General features: G+C 70.2%; 16 protein-coding genes. 7 read left to right on the top strand and 9 right to left on the bottom strand.

The features are described 5' to 3' along the window. Positions 1-16: 16 nt before the first annotated feature. Positions 17-445 carry an SgcJ/EcaC family oxidoreductase gene (locus IF12_RS0112785; protein WP_051704331.1) on the bottom strand — a complete coding sequence of 143 codons (429 nt, stop codon included), beginning with the start codon at positions 443-445 and terminating at the stop codon, positions 17-19. A 102-nt stretch (positions 446-547) separates the two neighbouring features. On the opposite strand from IF12_RS0112785, the gene IF12_RS0112780 reads away from it, so the two are divergent. Next, the gene (locus IF12_RS0112780) at positions 548-1,210 is read left to right on the top strand and encodes a TetR/AcrR family transcriptional regulator (protein ID WP_030158723.1); all 663 of its coding nucleotides are present in this window, start codon (positions 548-550) and stop codon (positions 1,208-1,210) included. A 16-nt stretch (positions 1,211-1,226) separates the two neighbouring features. Here IF12_RS0112780 and IF12_RS24150 read toward each other — a convergent pair whose 3' ends face one another. The 3 genes from IF12_RS24150 to IF12_RS0112765 all read right to left on the bottom strand — a co-directional run bounded on the left by IF12_RS24150 (position 1,227) and on the right by IF12_RS0112765 (position 3,556). After that, entirely contained in the window at positions 1,227-1,736 is a 510-nt protein-coding gene (locus IF12_RS24150) for a DUF402 domain-containing protein (protein ID WP_081913554.1), read from the bottom strand. A 66-nt stretch (positions 1,737-1,802) separates the two neighbouring features. Continuing rightward, on the bottom strand, positions 1,803-2,411 hold the full coding sequence (locus tag IF12_RS0112770; RefSeq protein ID WP_231492587.1) for a maleylpyruvate isomerase family mycothiol-dependent enzyme: 609 nt from the start codon (positions 2,409-2,411) through the stop codon (positions 1,803-1,805). 167 nt (positions 2,412-2,578) lie between these two features. Further along, entirely contained in the window at positions 2,579-3,556 is a 978-nt protein-coding gene (locus tag IF12_RS0112765; RefSeq protein ID WP_133884168.1) for a hypothetical protein, read from the bottom strand. A gap of 281 nt (positions 3,557-3,837) precedes the next feature. Between IF12_RS0112765 and IF12_RS0112760 the strand changes: the two genes are divergently transcribed. Further along, complete coding sequence (locus tag IF12_RS0112760) at positions 3,838-5,550, top strand: DUF4041 domain-containing protein (RefSeq protein WP_197034704.1); 1,713 nt, start codon at positions 3,838-3,840, stop codon at positions 5,548-5,550. 211 nt (positions 5,551-5,761) lie between these two features. On the opposite strand, the gene IF12_RS0112755 is transcribed toward IF12_RS0112760, so the two are convergent. Beyond that, the gene (locus IF12_RS0112755) at positions 5,762-6,406 is read right to left on the bottom strand and encodes a TetR/AcrR family transcriptional regulator (RefSeq protein ID WP_030158712.1); all 645 of its coding nucleotides are present in this window, start codon (positions 6,404-6,406) and stop codon (positions 5,762-5,764) included. A 93-nt stretch (positions 6,407-6,499) separates the two neighbouring features. Between IF12_RS0112755 and IF12_RS0112750 the strand changes: the two genes are divergently transcribed. Further along, complete coding sequence (locus tag IF12_RS0112750; protein WP_051704330.1) at positions 6,500-7,981, top strand: serine hydrolase; 1,482 nt, start codon at positions 6,500-6,502, stop codon at positions 7,979-7,981. A 244-nt stretch (positions 7,982-8,225) separates the two neighbouring features. Here IF12_RS0112750 and IF12_RS0112745 read toward each other — a convergent pair whose 3' ends face one another. Beyond that, positions 8,226-8,750, bottom strand: a complete 525-nt coding sequence (locus tag IF12_RS0112745; protein WP_081913553.1) for a hemerythrin domain-containing protein — start codon at positions 8,748-8,750, stop codon at positions 8,226-8,228. A 38-nt stretch (positions 8,751-8,788) separates the two neighbouring features. Here IF12_RS0112745 and IF12_RS0112740 point away from each other — a divergent pair, with 38 nt between their 5' ends. Then, entirely contained in the window at positions 8,789-9,391 is a 603-nt protein-coding gene (locus IF12_RS0112740; protein WP_166659562.1) for a TIGR03086 family metal-binding protein, read from the top strand. Between the two features lie 47 nt (positions 9,392-9,438). Here IF12_RS0112740 and IF12_RS0112735 read toward each other — a convergent pair whose 3' ends face one another. Together IF12_RS0112735 and IF12_RS0112730 are read right to left on the bottom strand one after the other, a co-directional pair. Then, positions 9,439-11,934, bottom strand: a complete 2,496-nt coding sequence (locus IF12_RS0112735; RefSeq protein WP_030158704.1) for an MMPL family transporter — start codon at positions 11,932-11,934, stop codon at positions 9,439-9,441. 74 nt (positions 11,935-12,008) lie between these two features. Continuing rightward, on the bottom strand, positions 12,009-12,641 hold the full coding sequence (locus IF12_RS0112730; protein ID WP_030158702.1) for a TetR/AcrR family transcriptional regulator: 633 nt from the start codon (positions 12,639-12,641) through the stop codon (positions 12,009-12,011). Positions 12,642-12,994: 353 nt separating this feature from the next. Here IF12_RS0112730 and IF12_RS0112725 point away from each other — a divergent pair, with 353 nt between their 5' ends. From IF12_RS0112725 to IF12_RS0112715, 3 genes are read left to right on the top strand one after another with little or no spacing between them, the layout of a single operon-like run. Continuing rightward, a complete protein-coding gene (locus IF12_RS0112725; RefSeq protein ID WP_030158700.1) occupies positions 12,995-14,083 on the top strand; it encodes a zinc-binding dehydrogenase in 1,089 nt (362 codons plus the stop codon). Positions 14,084-14,134: 51 nt separating this feature from the next. Next, complete coding sequence (gene fabG / locus IF12_RS0112720; RefSeq protein ID WP_030158699.1) at positions 14,135-14,893, top strand: 3-oxoacyl-ACP reductase FabG; 759 nt, start codon at positions 14,135-14,137, stop codon at positions 14,891-14,893. Next, a complete protein-coding gene (locus tag IF12_RS0112715; protein ID WP_030158697.1) occupies positions 14,890-15,351 on the top strand; it encodes a MaoC family dehydratase in 462 nt (153 codons plus the stop codon). Before fabG ends, IF12_RS0112715 begins: the two co-directional genes overlap by 4 nt. Before the next feature lie 124 nt (positions 15,352-15,475). Here IF12_RS0112715 and IF12_RS0112710 read toward each other — a convergent pair whose 3' ends face one another. Further along, on the bottom strand, positions 15,476-16,699 hold the full coding sequence (locus IF12_RS0112710; RefSeq protein ID WP_030158695.1) for an acetyl-CoA C-acetyltransferase: 1,224 nt from the start codon (positions 16,697-16,699) through the stop codon (positions 15,476-15,478). Between the last annotated feature and the right edge of the window lie 32 nt (positions 16,700-16,731).

Below are 16,731 nucleotides of genomic sequence, written 5' to 3'. Positions count from 1 at the left end.
TCGGTTCCTGGTGCTCTCATGACGAAGGAGCCGTCGAAGGTGTGACCGCGGATCGTTGGGCCGAAGGCCTCGGAGTGGTCTGGGCGAGGGTCACACGCCATTCGCCGTCCTGCTTGACCAGCAGCATCGTGTAGGCACCGGTGCTGGGCAGGCCGCCGGCCTCTTCGCGTTCGTCGAAGACGTTCTTGACGGCGCTGACGAGCGCCACGTCGGGGAGCGGGAAGCGGATGTCCTCGATGTCGAGGGTGGTGCGCACGTGTGCGAGCGGGGAGGCGAGTGCCGCGCGCATCGCCTCGCCCAGGCGCTCTCTGCCGAGGACACGTCGGCCGGCGATGTTGACGACGACGGTCTGATCGATGTGGAGGGCGAGGAACGATTCAGGGTCGTTCTGGTGGCGCTGGTAGGCGGCGACGACGCGCTCGATGGCTTCGACCTCGGTGTTCACGGTGGGTCTCCTCTCAGGATCCGTTTAAAGGAGCGATTCGCTCCGTTACAGGAACCGTATATCGGAGCGAATCGCTCCGCAAGGTGGATTACTATGACCCCCATGACAGCCGAACGCCGCCGGGCACCCCGCCAAGCCGAAGCCGAGCGCAATGACCAAGCACTGCTCGACGCCGCCCGGGCCGTACTCGCCACCGACGGCGCCCACGCCTCGGTCGCGGCCATCGCCAAACGTGCCGGGGTCGGCATCGGCAGCCTCTACCGCCGCTACCCCACCAAAGAAGCCCTCTACCAGCGACTTCTGGACCTCGCGCTCGACAAGTACCTGGCCGCCGCCGAGACCGCGCTGGCCGACCCCGATCCCTGGAACGGCCTGGTCGGCTATGTGACCACCGCAGTCGAGTTCGCCGGCTCGCTCAGTCCCATCGCAGGCACCATCGCGCTTCCGGAAACGATCCTGGAGAAGAATCGGCGGGCCGGCGAAGCGGTCGCGACCATGGTCGAGCGCGCCCACGCCGTCGGCGCGCTGCGCCCGGACGCCACGGTGGTCGACATCGAGCTCCTCATCGAGCAGCTCGGCAAGTCCCCGCTGATCGAACAGCTCACCAAGCAGGGCCGGACCGAACTGCTCCAAGCCGCCGTCACCGCCAGGGCCCGCATCACCGCCATCGCCCTCGACGGCCTGCGCGCCGCCGGGCACCCGCCCCTTCCCGGCGAGGCCCCCGGCTCCGAGCTGTTCGAAGAGCGCTGGGAGCCGATGGACTGAGGGCGCGTCGCTCGCTTCATCTGAATGCGAAGGGCGGAAGCTCGGCCAGTTCCATCACGGCCGCCGGAGGGAAGTCCGGCCACGAGTCCAGTGCGTCGAGGTCGCGCAGGTGCGTGTCGATGAAGCGCTGCACATTGCGCAAGACGCGGATTGCGGTCGCGGCATCGATCGCGCCGGCCTCCAGCGCGTCGGCGAGCTCGTCGAGGTCGAGCACCTCATAGCGCCGGTTCGACGGCGGCACCACGATGTCCACGTAGAGGTCGCGGACCACCAGCCGTTTCGGTTCTACCTCCTCCAGCTCGACCAGGTCGATGTACCAACCGCCTTCGAGCGCGCCGGTGAAGGCACTCGGTCGGGTGAGCTGCACTCCCTCGGCGGCGATGACGAAGCACCGATCGGTGGTGGGCCGACCGGGCACCTGCCACGGAGGAAGAATCGCGAGGTCATAGGCCAAGACGCCGCCGGTTCGGACCCCGGGGCACCATTGCCCGGTGCGGTGCAGGACCCGTACTTCCTCAAGCTGCATGGGACCGAGTATGACTGCGGCGCGTCCTCCGGCCCACGAACGGTTTCCCCCGCATCGGGGACCGGGTCACATCGAGTTACAGCGCTCGCGGAGCGTCGAGACGCCGTCGCCTTCGAGGTCGTCGCAGAACACCGCGCGACCGGTCATCGCCATCACCAACGCCAGGGTCGGGCCGGAGACCAGCGGGCCCTCCCCCGCCTCGAACGGCCCGTCGTCGGCGACCAGCCGCAGACCGACCGCGCGCTTCTTCGCGACCACGACGAAATCCGAGCTGCGGTAGTACTCGGCCAGCGCCGTGATCGTCTCGGTCGGGTAGGCATGGCGGATGCGGAGAGGGCGGCGGATGTCCTCGCCGTGGACCACCGTCTCGCCGAGCATCGCTTTGACCGGGTTCGCCGTGGTCGTGCTCGTGACCACTCGGTTGAACCGCCGCAACGTCTCCTCGGCCGACTGCCCGAGCTGTTCGGCCAGGCGCATCGCTACCTGCTTGTCGAAGTCGAACCGGCACTTGATCACTCCGGCCATCCACCGGGCCGGCCCGAGGCTCGCCCCGGCGGTGATGTGCGCCAGCACTTCGCGCACGGACAGGCCCTCGCACAGGGACGGCGTCTCCCACTCCTCGTCGGAGCGTCCGGCGAGATCGGCCGCCAGCGCCGCCCGTTCGGCGTGGATCATCCGCCACAGACGCGCCCGATTATGCGGTCGCGACCTGGTGTTGCGATCATTCATGGAACTCGGCCTCCGGTCTCGGTCGTCCGAGAGTACGACTGGGCGGCGGCCGTGGATTCATCGGCGCACCTCGATCACCGAGGCCGCCGCAATCAGTCCGGCCGGCCTGAGCGTCAGTCCTTCCGGTGGAGCCGGAGCAGCAGTTGCTCGCTCAACGCATGGCTCGCGGGGTCCTGGTCGCGCATTCCCGGCGGCGGTCGCAGGTTCCCGGCCGCGACGAGGGCTTCCATGATCTCCCAGATGAGTTCGTGGGCGAGGATGAGCACGCCCTCGTGCGGATTAGCGTCGGGGATCGCTTCGAGCAGTTCCTGTGCCTGCCGGTCGGTGCGAAGCGCCTGCGCGAGGGTGTCGGCGATGCTCATGCTGTGCCGGTGGAGGGCATCGCTCTCATCGGCGGCCAGGACCGGGACGTCGGTCTGGACGGTCGGGTCGTTCACGAGCGCTTGTCCCGCTTCGGATCGGGCCAGGTCCCACAGGGCCTTGTTGGTGGCGTCGGTCCAGACCATGATGAGGGTCGCCTCGGTCCCCGAGAGTTCGTTCACCCCGGCGGAGTCCGTGATGGGCGGGTATATCGCCCAGAAGGCGCCGTTCCAGTACGGGCGGTCGATGCTGAGTTCGGTGGTCGGCGCGAGGCCGTGGGCCCGGAGCCGGTCCCAGAGCAGTCCGTCCACCGCATGGCCGAAGACCACGGTGTAGTCGTGCCCGGCGTGGCCGCGGCGGCGCAGTTCCGCCGAGATCGCAGCCACCGCGCCGCTGATCCGCGGTACGAGGTCGGCGGCGAGTTGCCGCACGCGCGGGCGGAGCGGGCCGAGCACTTCGGGCCCGACCACGGGGAATGCGGTGGTGATCCGGTCGCCGTCGACGGTGACCAGGCCGTAGGCCTGGAGCAGTGCGAGTTGGCTTTGGGAGGCGGTGATGCCGTGCGCTTCGAGCCGGCCGAGCGTGATGCCCTGCCGGGCGTGGTAGAGCAGGGCGCCGTTGTCGTCCATGGCCACCACCGAGTGCGGTGTGCTGCGGGCGCCGAGCGCGAAGGCGTGCAAGCCCCACTCGGCGAGGTCGGCGGGAACGTCTTGGCTGCCAGTGGAATGCATCTTCGTCCGATCGCGGAATACGGCGCTGAGCCCGAACACGGTGGTGCCGACATCCTACGGCCTTCGGCTCTCCAAGCGGATGCTCGAATCCGGCTGCTGTCGCGCTCCGGCTCCGACCGGACTCTGTGACATGCACTGACACGGCAGCATGTCCGGAATCTCAACCGATCGGTCAGTGTGGACGGTCCGAACATGCATTCTCCGCTCAAGGCATTGCGGGTGCCCGTGCTAGGTGCAATCGTGTTGTGACTCAACGAAGAGTGAGCAGAGGAGCGACTTCGATGGCGTACCGATTCAACGTTCCGCCCGGCTGGCCGGTACCTCCGGGATGGACGCCTCCGGCCAACTGGAAGTCGCCGCCGGACTGGCCCCGCGCACCTCATGGCTGGCAGTGGTGGGTCGAAGCTGATCCGACACCGGCGCCGGAACCGAGCCTGTCCCCCGGCCCCGTCGCTTCGGCCGAACCCATGCCCGGCGAAGCCATACCCGCCGAAACCCCGCTCGTCGAAGCCCTTCCCGCAGCGCCGGCGCCCACCGACCTCGCTCCCGTCAATGCGGGTGCATCCTTGAATCCCGACCTCCAAGTGTTGCTGGCGACTCCCGTCACCTCGATCACGGCATCGGCGAGCGGCAGGATCGGGCGGAAGAACCGTCTCGAAGGCCAGGTCGAGGCCTTGGAGCAGTTCGCTGGCCGCCTTCAGCGGGCACTCGTCGCCACCGTCGATGAGCTCCGAACGCTCGGCGCCCTCAATGCCTCAGAGCTCACCGTCGAAATCGGACGGCGAAGAGCGATGCTGGAACACCTTGAATCGCAGGCCAAGGAGCGAAAGGCCGCCATCGACGAGCAGGCTCAGGACCAGCTCCATCAGATCGGCGTCCAGGCCACCACTGCCAACGCCGAGCTGCACCGCCTGCGCCACGAAGTCGACTCGGCCAAGGCATCACTCGTGGAGACCCGCGACGACCTGCTGCTCCAAGAGGTCGGCATCTACGAGTACACGCACCCACTCGAGGACGCCGTGGCCTACAAGGCGAAACTCGAGTCGATCAAAGACCAGTACAAGTCGATGGCGAAGGGCGACCACGCCATCTCAAGCATCACGAACTGGCGCGTCAATGGTTCACAGGCTCAGGGCAAGAAAATGGTCCGGGAGGTCTCGCGGCTGATGCTTCGCGCCTATAACGCGGAGGCCGACAACCTCGTCCGCACCATGCGGCCCTACAAGCTCGATTCGGCCGTCGCCAGGCTCCAGAAGACCCGCGAGACCATCGGCAGGCTCGGTTCGACCATGGACATGCGAATCACCGACGGCTACCATCGGCTGCGTGTGCAGGAACTCGAATTGACCGCCGACTACAAGGCGAAGGCCGAAGAGGAGAAGGAGCGCATCCGCGAACAGCGGGCACGCGAGCGCGAGGAAGAGAAGGCCCAGCGCGAGATGCGCAAAGAGCAGGAGAAACTCGAGAAGGAGCGGACGCACCTTCGCACGGCGATCGCGAAGCTCAGCGCGAAGGGCGATGCCGAGGCCGCTGCCGAACTGACCGCGAAGCTCGATGAGGTCGACGCCGCGTTCGAAAACGTCCTGGCCCGCCAAGCGAACTCGGCGGTGGGACACGTCTACGTCATCTCGAATCGAGGCGCGTTCGGCCCCAATATGGTCAAGATCGGCATGACCCGAAGGATCGAGCCTCTGGAGCGGGTGACCGAGCTCGGGGACGCATCAGTGCCGTTCCGGTTCGACGTCCACGCCCTGGTCTTCAGCGAGGATGCGCGGGGCCTGGAGGCGCGTCTGCACGAGGAGTTCGCCGAGCGCCGCGTCAACCGGGTCAACCTGCGCCGCGAGTTCTTCTACGTCACTCCGCAGCAGGTCCGGAAGGCCTTGGCAAAATTCGCCGGCGAGCACCTGCTCCACTACACCGACGAACCCGAGGCGTACGAGTGGAGGGCCAGCGGCGGGGAGACCCGTGGCGGGGAGCCAAGCGAGGTCGCCTAGTAGCCCCACCGGGCTGCCTTCCACAACCGGCCGGGCATCCTCGTCTGGGCGATCGGCGACCCCGAGGCCGATCCCCGGGAACGCAACGAAACCGGCTCAGACTGGGAACAGGTCACGCATCCTATGACGGAGCCCGAGGCGGCACCGCAGTACACGAGCGGGCCATGACCGGCTGCGCGGGCGATCGCCCGGGCCACTAACGGGCCGAGGCTTACCGGTCGTAGTGGTGGCATTCTCCCGGGAAGTACGAACCGAGTCGGTCCTTGAGGATCGCCTCCGCGGTCTCGATGAGCGGCCGGTCGCCCCGGCGGCGTTCGGGTTCGCCGTAGAGTTCATCGGCCAGGCCGGTGACCAGGGCCGACAGTTCGAGTGCCGCGCGCTCGGCGTCGGTTCCCGGCTCTACTTCGCCGCATTCCTTGCCGTTCTCGACGGCGCGGGCGATCTGGCCGCTCACTACGGCGGCGGTCTCGCGGGCCACTTCGGCCACGGTCGGCACGTCCAGGGCCCTGGCGTGGAAGGCCGTCGCCACGCGGTACTCACCGCGGCGGGCCTCGTCCAGCGGCCACAGTTCGGGCATGCAGCGCAACAGGATCGCCCGGATCGGCTGCGCGTCGGCCTCGCCCTCGGCGACCATGCGGGCCACTCGCGCCAACTGGTGCTCGCTCATCTGCTTGTACGCGAACAGCAGCAGCTCGTCCTTCGAGGCGAAGTAGTGCTGCACCAGGCCGACCGAGAACCCCGCCTCGCGCGCGACGGCGGCCATCGTGGCGGCGTCGAGCCCGGCGTGGGCGATGAGTCGATGGGTCGCGGCGGCCATCTGGTTGCGGCGGAGATCGTGGTCGGCGGTCCTGGGCACCGTTTAACCATACCGGTGTATGGTTTTGAGGAAGCCATACGCTCGTATTGTTATCCCCACCGCGGCACCCCGCGGCCACCCGCAAGGAAACCCATGCACACCACCGCACTCGCCGCCGTAGCGCTCGCGCTCGCGAGCGGCCCGCTCCCGCCGCCTCAAGCCCCCGCGACGGACTTCGCCGATATCGACGCTTACATCGAATCGCGCCTGGAGCAGACGAAGGTCCCCGGCGCGGCCTGGGCGGTCGTGACCGCCGACGGCATCGAGCATCAGGCGGCCTGGGGCGAGGACGGCGGCGGCGCGCCCGTCACCGGGTCGACCCCGTTCCTGTGGGGCTCGGTCGCCAAACCCGTCACCGCCACCGCCGTCATGACCCTCGTCGAGGACGGCCGCATCGACCTCGACGAACCCGCACGCGCCTACCTGCCGGAATTCACCCTCGCCGACCCCGCACGCGCCGAGCGGATCACAGTGCGCCACCTCCTGGAGCAGACCAGCGGCATCCCCGAGGGCACCGGCGTCACCGACCGCTTCGACTTCGACGCTGGCGCCGACCCCTACGGGGAGGCCCTCGCCGACCTGGCCGAGGCCGAGCCGTTCGCCGAGCCGGGCGCCGAGTTCGAGTACGCCAGCGCCAACTACCTCGTGCTCGGCGCGCTCGTCCAAGCCGTCTCCGGCATGGACTACGAGGACTACCTGCGCGAGGCCGTCCTGGACCCGCTCGGGATGGACACGGCGGTCGCCGACGCCGACGCGGGCGCCGCCGTACCGGACGGGCACACGTTCGTGTTCGGGCAGCCGGTCGCCATCGACGCGCCGTTCGACCCGACCGGCCCCAGCTACGGGTATCTCGGCGGCTCGGCCGCCGACCTGGCCGCGTTCGCCTCCGCCAGTCTGCCCGGAGGCGAGGGGGCGGTCTCGCAGGATTCGTTGGCGCTCATGCAGACTCCGGCCGTGTCGATGAACGAGCGCATCGACTACGGCCTGGGCTGGAAGATCGACGACCGCAACGCCGACCTGGGCACGACCACGGTCTGGCACACCGGCGGCGCGCCCGGCTACTTCGCGGCCGTGGTCCTGCTGCCCGAACTCGACCGGGCCGTGGTCATCGCGCAGAACGCCTACGGCCACTTCCAGGACGGCGCGCTCGTCGGCACCGCGCTGGGCGCGGCGCGCATCGCGGCGGGCGGTGACGGGTACGAACTCGAATCCGACTGGACCTACCCGGCGGCCCTGGCGGCCATCGCCGCGCTCCTGCTGCTCGGCGTCGTCCTCGTGATCCGCACCGTCCGGCGACTCCGTAGCGGTGTCATGGAGACGAGGCGCCGGTGGACTGTATGGGCGGCGATGGCCGGTTGGGTTGTGCTTGGAACGGCCGTGACCTATGCCGCCGCCGTTGCGGTTCCGGCGATGGCTCCGAGCCGAATCCTGTACGTGCTCATGGCTCCTGATCTCGCGTGGGGGCTGTACGCTCTGGGGCTCGTAGGGCTCACGCTCGCGGCGATGCGGTTGTGGCAGGGCGCGAGACGCCTGCGAGGCCACCGCACCCCGGCCGACCAGGCCGGCAGGCAGTGATCGCGGGGCACCGTGCCGACCGCTGCCGGTAATGGCCCGGTCCCACGCCTCTTATCTGGCCCGCACGTGGCCCGGACCCGAACCCTCAACCGGCCGACCAGCCCGGACGCGCAAAAACTCGCAAGCCGAACTCACCGCGCCCGCGCTACCGGCGACGGCCCGGTCCCGCTCGTGATCCCGGACCCGAACCCTCAACCGGCCGACCAGCCCGGGGACCTGCGAGCCTGCGATCCTTCAACCAGTTCTAAGCGAGGTCGCCTAGGAGGGTTTGCGGGGTGCCTTGTAGGGCGAGGGTGTCGAGGATCGTCAGGAGTTGGCGTTCCTCGTAGCCGAAGTGGGTCTCCATCACCGCGCCTATGCCGTCGAGGTGGTCGTGGAGGGCGTCGGCGTCCGCCTCGGCCTCGATCGCGGCCGTGAAGCCGCCGATGAGGTGTTCGAGCATGTTGTGGTCGCTCATGAGGTTGGCGACCACCGGCTTCAATTCCGGGTGCTCGGCGAGGATCTGCGGGAACAGCCCGCCGTCCTCGCTGCGGTGGTGGCCGCTCAGCGCGGAGCAGAAGCCCCGGCAGAAGACGAGCAGGTCCTGCCCCGGCGAGTCCTCGAACTCCCCGTCGACGGACCGCCTCGCAAGATCGAGCGCCTGGCGAAGGCGCTGGTGGACGGCGCGGAGTTGTGCGCTGAACGCGACCAGTCGGTCGGTGTCGGAACTTATGTCGGTCTCCTCGGATGCTCGGCGTCCCGCCCGCAGGGGCGGGGCGCCGCGAAACATCCTACAGCCGGGAATCCGACCGGCCTATGATCGCGGTCATGACCGATCTCCTCACCTTGCACCGCCGCACCATGGCGAACGCCGCCGCGATCGTCGACCGGGTCCGCCCCGATCAGCTCGGCCTGCCGACGCCTTGCGCCGCTTGGAATCTCGGGCAACTGCTCGCCCACATGACCGGCCAGAACCGGGGCTTCGCCTCGGCCGCCCGCGGGGAGGACTTCGACCTCGCGGTCTGGGCCGAGACGGCGGCAGAGGAGCCGGGCGAGGCCTTCGCCGCTTCAGCGGAGGAGGTCGTGGCCGCGTTCGCGGGCGACGGCGCGACCGAGCGCGTCTGGCCCATGCTCGTCGGCGCCGACCAGGCCGCGCGGGTGCCCGGGAAGACCGCTCTGGGCTACCACTTCATCGACTACGTCGTGCACGCCTGGAACGTGGCCGCCGCGATCGGCGTCCCGGCCGAGTTCGACGAGGACGTGCTCGCCGCGGTGCTGCCGCTCGCCGAGGAGGTCCCCCTCGAAGGCCCGACCCGGAACGGGCCGTACGCGCCGTTCGCCCCGGCGGTGCCCTCGCACGAAGGCGAGGGGAGGTTGGAGCGGCTGCTCGCGATCCTCGGGCGCGACCCCGCTTGGGCTCCAGAGGATTAGAACGCGCCGCCCCGCCGCCGGTCCGGCGGCGGGGCGGCGCGCTTCGTCTATTCCTTCTCCGCCGCTTCGTGATGCGGGTGGCGGCGCTCCAGTGCCGCGCCCTCCACGTCCACATCGGGCAGGATCCTGTCGAGCCACTTCGGCAGCCACCAGGCCTTGTCGCCGACCAGGTGCATCAGCGCGGGGATGATAAGCAGCCGCACCAGGAACGCGTCCACGAGCACGCCGAACGCCAGAGCGAACCCGATGGGCCGGATCATGGTCGAGTGGGAGAACACGAACCCGCCGAACACCGCGATCATGATGATCGCGGCGGCCGTGACCACCGAGCGGCCCGCGCGCACGCCGTGCACCACCGCGAGCCGCGCCGGGACGCCGTGCGCGTAGGACTCGCGCATCCCCGAGCCGATGAACAGCATGTAGTCCATGGCGAGCCCGAACAGGATGCCGACGAGGATGGTCGGCAGGAAGTTCAGGATCGGGCCCGGCGTGTCGACACCGAAGACGCTTGCGAGCCAACCCCACTGGTAGATCGCCACGACGCCGCCGAGGGCCGCGAAGTAGCTGAGGATGAACCCGAGGGTCGCCAGGATCGGGACCAGGATCGAGCGGAACACGAGGATGAGGATGAGCAGCGACAGGCCCACGACGACCGCGAGGTAGATCGGGAGCGCGTCGGCGAGGATCTCGGAGATGTCGATATTGCCGCTGGCCGAGCCGGCCACGCCGATGTCCTCGACGCCGTCCACCTTCAAGTCCCGCAGGGTGTGCACGAGTTCCTGTGTGGACTCGCTGGTGGGTCCTTCGGCGGGGATCACCTGGAAGGCCATGGTGGCGCCGTCCTCGGAGACGCCGATGGGCGCGACGGCGACCACGTCGTCCTCGGCGGCGACCGCTTCGGCGACGGCGACCTGGGCGGCGAGCGACCCGGCCTCGTCGGGGCTCTCGGGCAGGTCGGCGACCACGAGCAGTGAGCCGTTCTGGCCTTCGCCGAACTTCTCGTCGATAGTCGCGTACGCCCGGTACTGGGTCGTGTCGTGCTGCTCGGAGGAGCCGTCGGGCAGGTTGAGGCGCATGTCCAAGGCGGGCAATGCGACCGCGATCAGAGCGCCGACGCCGACGAGGACGCGCAGGACGGCCCGGCCGGTGTGCATCGGCTTGGGCGCGGGGCGCTTGTCGGCCGTCTCGTGGGCCTCGCGCGCGGTCCGTTCGCGCTTGCTGAGGATGCGCAGGCCGACCAGGCGCAGCAGCGCCGGGATGAAGGTGATGGCCACGACGACCGAGCAGGCGATGCAGAAGGCGCCGATCGAGCCCATGAGGCCGAGGAACGGGATGCCGGTGATGTTGAGCGCCACGAGTGCGATGAGGACGGTCGCGCCCGCGAAGACCACGGCGTTGCCGGAGGTCCCGGTGGCCAGCGCGATGGACTCGTCCACCTCGTAGCCCTCCTTGAGCTGGCGGCGGTGGCGGTTGACGATGAACAGCGAGTAGTCGATGCCCACGGCCAGGCCGAGCATGAGGCCGAGGATCGGGGTCACCGAGGTCATCTCGACCGCGCCGGACAGGGACATGGACGCGAGCGCGCCCACGCCGACGCCGACGAGCGCGGTCGCGAGCGGCAGGGCCGCGCCGATGAAGGTGCCGAGCATGAGGACGAGGACGATGCCGGCCACGACGAGGCCGACCACTTCGCTCACGCCCGCGATGGCGGGCACGGAGTCCCCCATCTCGGAGGAGTAGTCGACGTTCACGCCGTCGACCGGCGAGTCCTCGAAGACGTCGACCACGGCGGTCTTGGTCTCGGGGGTGACCTCCATGGCCGGGTCGCTGAAGGCGACGGTGACGACCGCGGCGCTGCCGTCGGAGGAGACGACCGTGGCCTCGTCGGCGAGGTGGAGCAGGGTCGCGCCGTTCTCGAGCGCGGCGGACTGCGCTTCGAGTTCGGCTGCGCCGGTTTGGAGTTCGATCTGCTGAGCGTCGAGCTCCTCGACGCCGGCGTCGAGTTCGGCCTGCTGGGCGTCGAGTTCGGGCACGGCGGCGCCGCCGGCCTGCTCGCGGGCGGCGTCGATCTGCGCCTGGGCGAGTTCGAGTTCCTGGCGGGCGGTTTCGAGCTGGGCGAGGCCCTCGTCGACCTGGGTCTGCCCGGCCTCGACCTGGACGCGGCCCTCGTCGATCTGGGTGCGCTGCTCCTCGCGCTGCGCCTCGGTGGCGAAGGGGTCGACGACGGTCTCGACGCCGTCGAGTCCGGAGGCCTCGGCGATGAGCGCGGCGATGGCCGCCTGCTGGTCCTCGGTGAACGGCTGGTCGTTCTCGGTGCTGAGGACGATGCTGCCGGTGCCGCCGGAGGCGCCGGGGAGGGAGTCGGCGAGGTGGTCGGTGACCTCCTCGGTCGGGGTGCCGGGGATGGAGAGCGTGGTGGCGAACGCGGCTCCGAAGAGGACGAACGCGGTGGCGGCCGCCGCGAGGAGCAGCGCCCACACGGCGATGACGGTTTTGGCGCGCCGGGCGCACAAGCGCCCGACCCGGTACAGGAACTCAGCCAAGGCGGCCTCCGATTGGGTGTCGTTGGTACTGCGGTGGTGCCGGCCGGGTGCGGCCGGTGTTCAGCTTCGCGGTGTCAGGCACCGGGTTCTCGCAGGACTGCGGTGAGTCGCGCGATGAGGTCGTCCCAGGCGCGGCGGGACGCGGGGGTGTCGGCGGCGCCGGTGTCCTCGATCCAGCGGTCGACGAAGCCGAGGACGCCGCCGCAGAAGGCGGCGGTGAGGAGCTGGACGGCGAGGGCGTCGGCGTCGGGGTGGCGGCGGGCGATCGCGGTGGACATGCGGCGCGTGAACAGGTCGAAGGCGCGCTGCATGAGCACGGCGTGGCGGGTGGAGGGCTCGGGGTCGTGGCCGCCGAAGATGCCGATGAGGTAGACGACGATGGGCACGAGGTGGTCGCCGGAGGCGGTGGCGCCGAGGTCGGCGAGCACGGAATCGGGTTCGCGGGAGGCGTCGGCGGCCTGGGCCTCCATGCCGTCGACCACGTCGGCGAGCATCTGCCCGGCGACGGCGGTGACCACGTCTTCGAGGGAGGCGAAGTGGTTGAAGACGGTGCGGCGGGAGACGTCCGCGGCGGCGGCGAGCTCGTCCACGGAGAAGTCGCTGCTGCCGCGCCGGTGCATGAGATCGGCGGCGGCGTCGAGGATCGCCTTGTGGCTCTTGGCTTTCAACGCGCTGCGGCGGTCGACGGGATCGGGTGTCGCGGCCATGGCGACTACACTAGATGCAACGATGCACTCAGTGCATCGGATTGGGGATGTGTGCCTTCCCACAACCCCGAAACGCAAGCGTCCCGCGCCTTCGCTCACTCTTTCCGATGAAACCCCGGCCCCGCCCGGTCCACGGGCCCGATTTCTGTCGTACCCGCGAGACACGATCGCGGCAGACTTCCTTCCCCTCTCGGGAGGGTGGGGGTTAGGGACGGCCGGTGGCCGCGAGCCCATTCACACCGCATATTTGCGGGCCTCGGCGCTTCGGAACCACTTTCCTCCCGGGGGTAGCGCCACATACCGTCCAGTCGGTATGCTTCTATGCATCCGCTGGGATCGACAAGGAGGTCGCCGTGCAGATCACCGGTGCCGTGCTCGAACGCTGCGGCGCGCCCGCGCCCTTCACCGCCTCGCGCCCGCTCGCGATCGGCCCGCTCGAACTCGATCCTCCCGGCCCCGGCGAACTCCTCGTGCGCATCGAGACCGCCGGGCTCTGCCACTCCGACCTGTCCGTAGTGGACGGAAGCCGCGTCCGCCCCGTGCCCATGCTCCTGGGCCACGAAGCCGCCGGGATCGTCGAGGCGGCCGGGCCCGGCGCCGCCATCGCACCGGGCAGGCGCGTGGTCATGACCTTCCTCCCCCGTTGCGGCGCTTGCGAAGCGTGCGCCACGCACGGGCGCCTCCCCTGCTCGGTGGGCAGCGCCGCCAACGCGGCCGGTACCCTCGTCGGCGGCGAGGTCCGGCTCCATCGCGGCGACACGCCGGTCAAGCACCACCTCGGCGTCAGCGCCTTCGCCACGCACGCCGTCGTCTCCGCGACCTCTGTCGTGCCCGTGGACGACGACGTGCCGCCCGACATCGCCGCGCTGCTCGGCTGCGCCGTGCTCACCGGCGGCGGCGCCGTCGTCAACGCCGGGCGACCCGAAAGCGGCCAGGCCATCGCCGTCGTAGGCCTCGGCGGGGTCGGCATGGCCGCGCTCCTCGTCGCGAAAGCACTGGGGCACAGGGTGATCGGGGTGGACACCGTCCCGGCGAAACTCGACATGGCGCGCGAGCTCGAAGCCGAGGCCCGCACCCCCGCCGAGGCCGAAGGCCTGCGCGTGCCGCTCGTCATCGAGGCCGCCGGGTCCGCCCGCGCCTTCGAGACCGCGTACGCGCTCACCGCGCCCGGTGGCACCACCGTCACCGTCGGCCTCCCGCACCCCGACGCGCGCGCGAGCATCGCGCCCTTGAGCCTCACGGCCGAGGCCCGTACCATCGTCGGCTCCTACCTGGGTTCGGCCGTCCCCGGCGAGGACATCCCCCGCTACGTCGAACTCTGGCGCGCCGGGCGGCTCCCGCTCGACCGGCTCGTCTCCGACCGCATCGGCCTCGACGCGCTGCCGACCGCCCTCGACCGCCTCGCCTCCGGCGAGGCTCTGCGCCAGCTCATCGAATTCTGACCGCTCGAACCCGCACCGCCGCAAGACTGGAAGCCCCAACCACTGAAGGGAATGCCCATGACCGCACGCACCGCCGTCGTCACCGGCGCCGCCCGCGGCATCGGGGCCGCGACGGCCCGCCGCCTCGCCGCGGACGGCCACGCCGTCGCCGTCCTCGACCTCGCCGAGGACCAGGCCGAGCACACCGCGAAGGCCATCCGGGAGGCCGGAGGCAAGGCGATCGCGGTCGGCGCCGACGTCGCAGACGAAGCCGCCGCCACCGCCGCCGTCGAACGCGTCGCCGCCGAACTCGGCGCGCCGCAGATCCTCGTCAACAACGCCGGCATCCTGCGCGACAACCTGCTGTTCAAGATGACCGCGGGCGACTGGGACGCGGTCATGAGCGTCCACCTGCGCGGCGCGTTCCTCATGAGCCGCGCCGTCCAGTCCCACATGGTCGAGGCCAAGTGGGGCCGGATCGTGAACCTCTCCAGCACCTCCGCGCTCGGCAACCGCGGCCAGGCGAACTACGCCGCCGCGAAGGCCGGGATGCAGGGACTCACCAAAACGCTCGCGATCGAGTTGGGCCGCTTCGGGATCACCGCCAACGCGGTCGCGCCCGGGTTCATCCAGACCGAGATGACGAAGGCCACTGCCGAGCGCATCGGCGTCCCGTTCGAGGACTTCCTCGCCCACGCCGCCAAGGAGGCCCCGGTCGGGCGCGTCGGCCAGCCCGAGGACATCGCCGCCGCGGTCGCGTACTTCGCCTCCGAGGAGGCCGGGTTCGTCTCCGGCCAGGTCCTCTACGTGGCGGGAGGTCCGCGCGCATGAGCCCGCAGGTCACCGTCCCCTCCCCCGCCGCGCTCGCCGACGCGGTCGGGAGCACCGCCACGAGCGAATGGTTCAATGTGGACCAGGAGCGCATCGACGCGTTCGCCGACGCGACCGGCGACCACCAGTGGATCCACGTCGATCCCGAACGGGCCAAGGCGGGCCCGTTCGGCGGGCCGATCGCCCACGGGTACCTCACGCTCTCGCTCCTCCCCCGGCTCACCGCCGGGCTCTTCGAGGTCGGGCGGCTCGCGATGACCGTGAACTACGGGCTGGACCGGCTCCGGTTCCTGCAACCGGTCGCGGCCGGGTCGCGGGTGCGGGCGGTCGTGGAACTCGCCTCGGCCGAACCGTCCAATCTGGGCATTCGCGCCGGTTACGCCGTGACGATCGAGATCGAGGACGCGGACAAGCCCGCCCTGGTGGCGCAGACGATCACGCTGTACGTGCCCGAGTAGCGCACGAAAGCGGCGCGGCTTCGAAAGGAGCCGCGCCGTTCGTCGCCGCCAATTGCTCCGAAAGCGGTGGGCGGCACGACCCTTGAGGGTCGTGCCGCCCACCGCGCTTCGTGGAGGCTGCGGGTCACAGCCGTTCGAGGACCATCGCCATGCCCTGGCCGCCGCCGACGCACATGGCCTCCAGTCCGTAGCGCCCGCCGGTGTCCGCCAGCGCGTTGATGAGCGTGGAGGTGATCCGCGCGCCGGTCATGCCGAACGGGTGCCCGACCGCGATCGCGCCGCCCTTGACGTTGAGGCGCTCCTCGTCGATGCCGAGTTCGCGCGCCGAGGGGATCACCTGGGCGGCGAAGGCCTCGTTGATCTCGACCAGGTCGATGTCGTCGATGCCCAAGCCCGCCAAGGCGAGCGCGCGGTTCGACGCCTCGACCGGGCCCAGGCCCATGATCTCCGGGGACAGTCCGGAGACGCCGGTGGAGACGATCCGGGCGAGCGGTTGGAGTCCGAGTTCGTCCACGACGCGGTCGGAGACGACCACGACGGCGGCGGCGCCGTCGTTGAGCGGGCAGGCGTTCCCGGCGGTGACGGTGCCGCCGGGGCGGAAGACCGGGTCGAGTTCGGCGAGCTTCTCGACGGTGGTGCCCGCGCGCGGGCCGTCGTCGGCGCTGACGGCCGTGCCGTCCGCGAGGGTGACGGGGGTGATGTCGCGGGCCCAGAAGCCTTCGGCGATGGCCCGCTCGGCGCGCTGCTGGCTGCGGGCGGCGAACGCGTCCTGTTCCTCGCGGGTGATCCCGCGGATCGCGGCGACGTTCTCGGCAGTCTGGCCCATCGCGATGTAGGGGTCGGGGAACAGGCCGGATTCGCGCGGGTCGGTCCAGCCGGGGTCGCCGCCGCCGGCCCGTTTGGCCGTGTTCGCGACGGCTTCGGCGAAGCGGGGGTTCTCGAGGTTTTCGCCGGGGAGGTAGTCGCTGGAGCCGATGGCCATGCCGCTCACCGATTCGACTCCGGCGGAGACGAACACGTCGCCTTCGCCGGCCTTGACGGCGTGGAAGGCCATGCGGGTGGTCTGGAGGCTGGAGGAGCAGTAGCGGGTGATCGTGGCGCCGGGGACGGTGTCCCAGCCGAGCAGCACGGCGACGATGCGGGCCATGTTCATGCCCTGGTAGCCGCCGGGCATCCCGCAGCCGAGGAGCAGGTCGTCCACTCGGGACGGGTCGAGTCCGGGCACGCTTTCGACTGCGGCGCGGACCATCTGCGCGGCGAGGTCGTCGGCTCGGGTGTTTTTGAGCGACCCCTTGTACGCCCGCCCGATGGGCGAGCGGGCGGTCGCGACGATGTAGGCCTCGGTCATGCGTGTTGCCTTTCCGGTGGGTGGCTTCGGAT

The organism is Glycomyces sp. NRRL B-16210, assembly GCF_000719515.1.
Classification (GTDB): Bacteria; Actinomycetota; Actinomycetes; order Mycobacteriales; family Micromonosporaceae; genus Glycomyces.
Note: the sequence above shows the minus strand (reverse complement) of the source record. Positions and strands in the feature narration are given on the sequence as shown.

What these genes read in the sequence shown, in the direction of transcription:
- IF12_RS0112750 (WP_051704330.1), top strand. Translation starts at nt 6,500, where the DNA reads ATGCACACCACCGCACTCGCCGCCGTAGCGCTCGCGCTCGCGAGCGGC.
- IF12_RS0112780 (WP_030158723.1), top strand. Translation starts at nt 548, where the DNA reads ATGACAGCCGAACGCCGCCGGGCACCCCGCCAAGCCGAAGCCGAGCGC.
- fabG (WP_030158699.1), top strand. Translation starts at nt 14,135, where the DNA reads ATGCCCATGACCGCACGCACCGCCGTCGTCACCGGCGCCGCCCGCGGC.
- IF12_RS0112710 (WP_030158695.1), bottom strand. Translation starts at nt 16,699, where the DNA reads ATGACCGAGGCCTACATCGTCGCGACCGCCCGCTCGCCCATCGGGCGG.
- IF12_RS24150 (WP_081913554.1), bottom strand. Translation starts at nt 1,736, where the DNA reads ATGCAGCTTGAGGAAGTACGGGTCCTGCACCGCACCGGGCAATGGTGC.
- IF12_RS0112760 (WP_197034704.1), top strand. Translation starts at nt 3,838, where the DNA reads ATGGCGTACCGATTCAACGTTCCGCCCGGCTGGCCGGTACCTCCGGGA.
- IF12_RS0112765 (WP_133884168.1), bottom strand. Translation starts at nt 3,556, where the DNA reads ATGCATTCCACTGGCAGCCAAGACGTTCCCGCCGACCTCGCCGAGTGG.
- IF12_RS0112770 (WP_231492587.1), bottom strand. Translation starts at nt 2,411, where the DNA reads ATGATCCACGCCGAACGGGCGGCGCTGGCGGCCGATCTCGCCGGACGC.
- IF12_RS0112715 (WP_030158697.1), top strand. Translation starts at nt 14,890, where the DNA reads ATGAGCCCGCAGGTCACCGTCCCCTCCCCCGCCGCGCTCGCCGACGCG.
- IF12_RS0112745 (WP_081913553.1), bottom strand. Translation starts at nt 8,750, where the DNA reads ATGTTTCGCGGCGCCCCGCCCCTGCGGGCGGGACGCCGAGCATCCGAG.
- IF12_RS0112730 (WP_030158702.1), bottom strand. Translation starts at nt 12,641, where the DNA reads ATGGCCGCGACACCCGATCCCGTCGACCGCCGCAGCGCGTTGAAAGCC.
- IF12_RS0112740 (WP_166659562.1), top strand. Translation starts at nt 8,789, where the DNA reads ATGACCGATCTCCTCACCTTGCACCGCCGCACCATGGCGAACGCCGCC.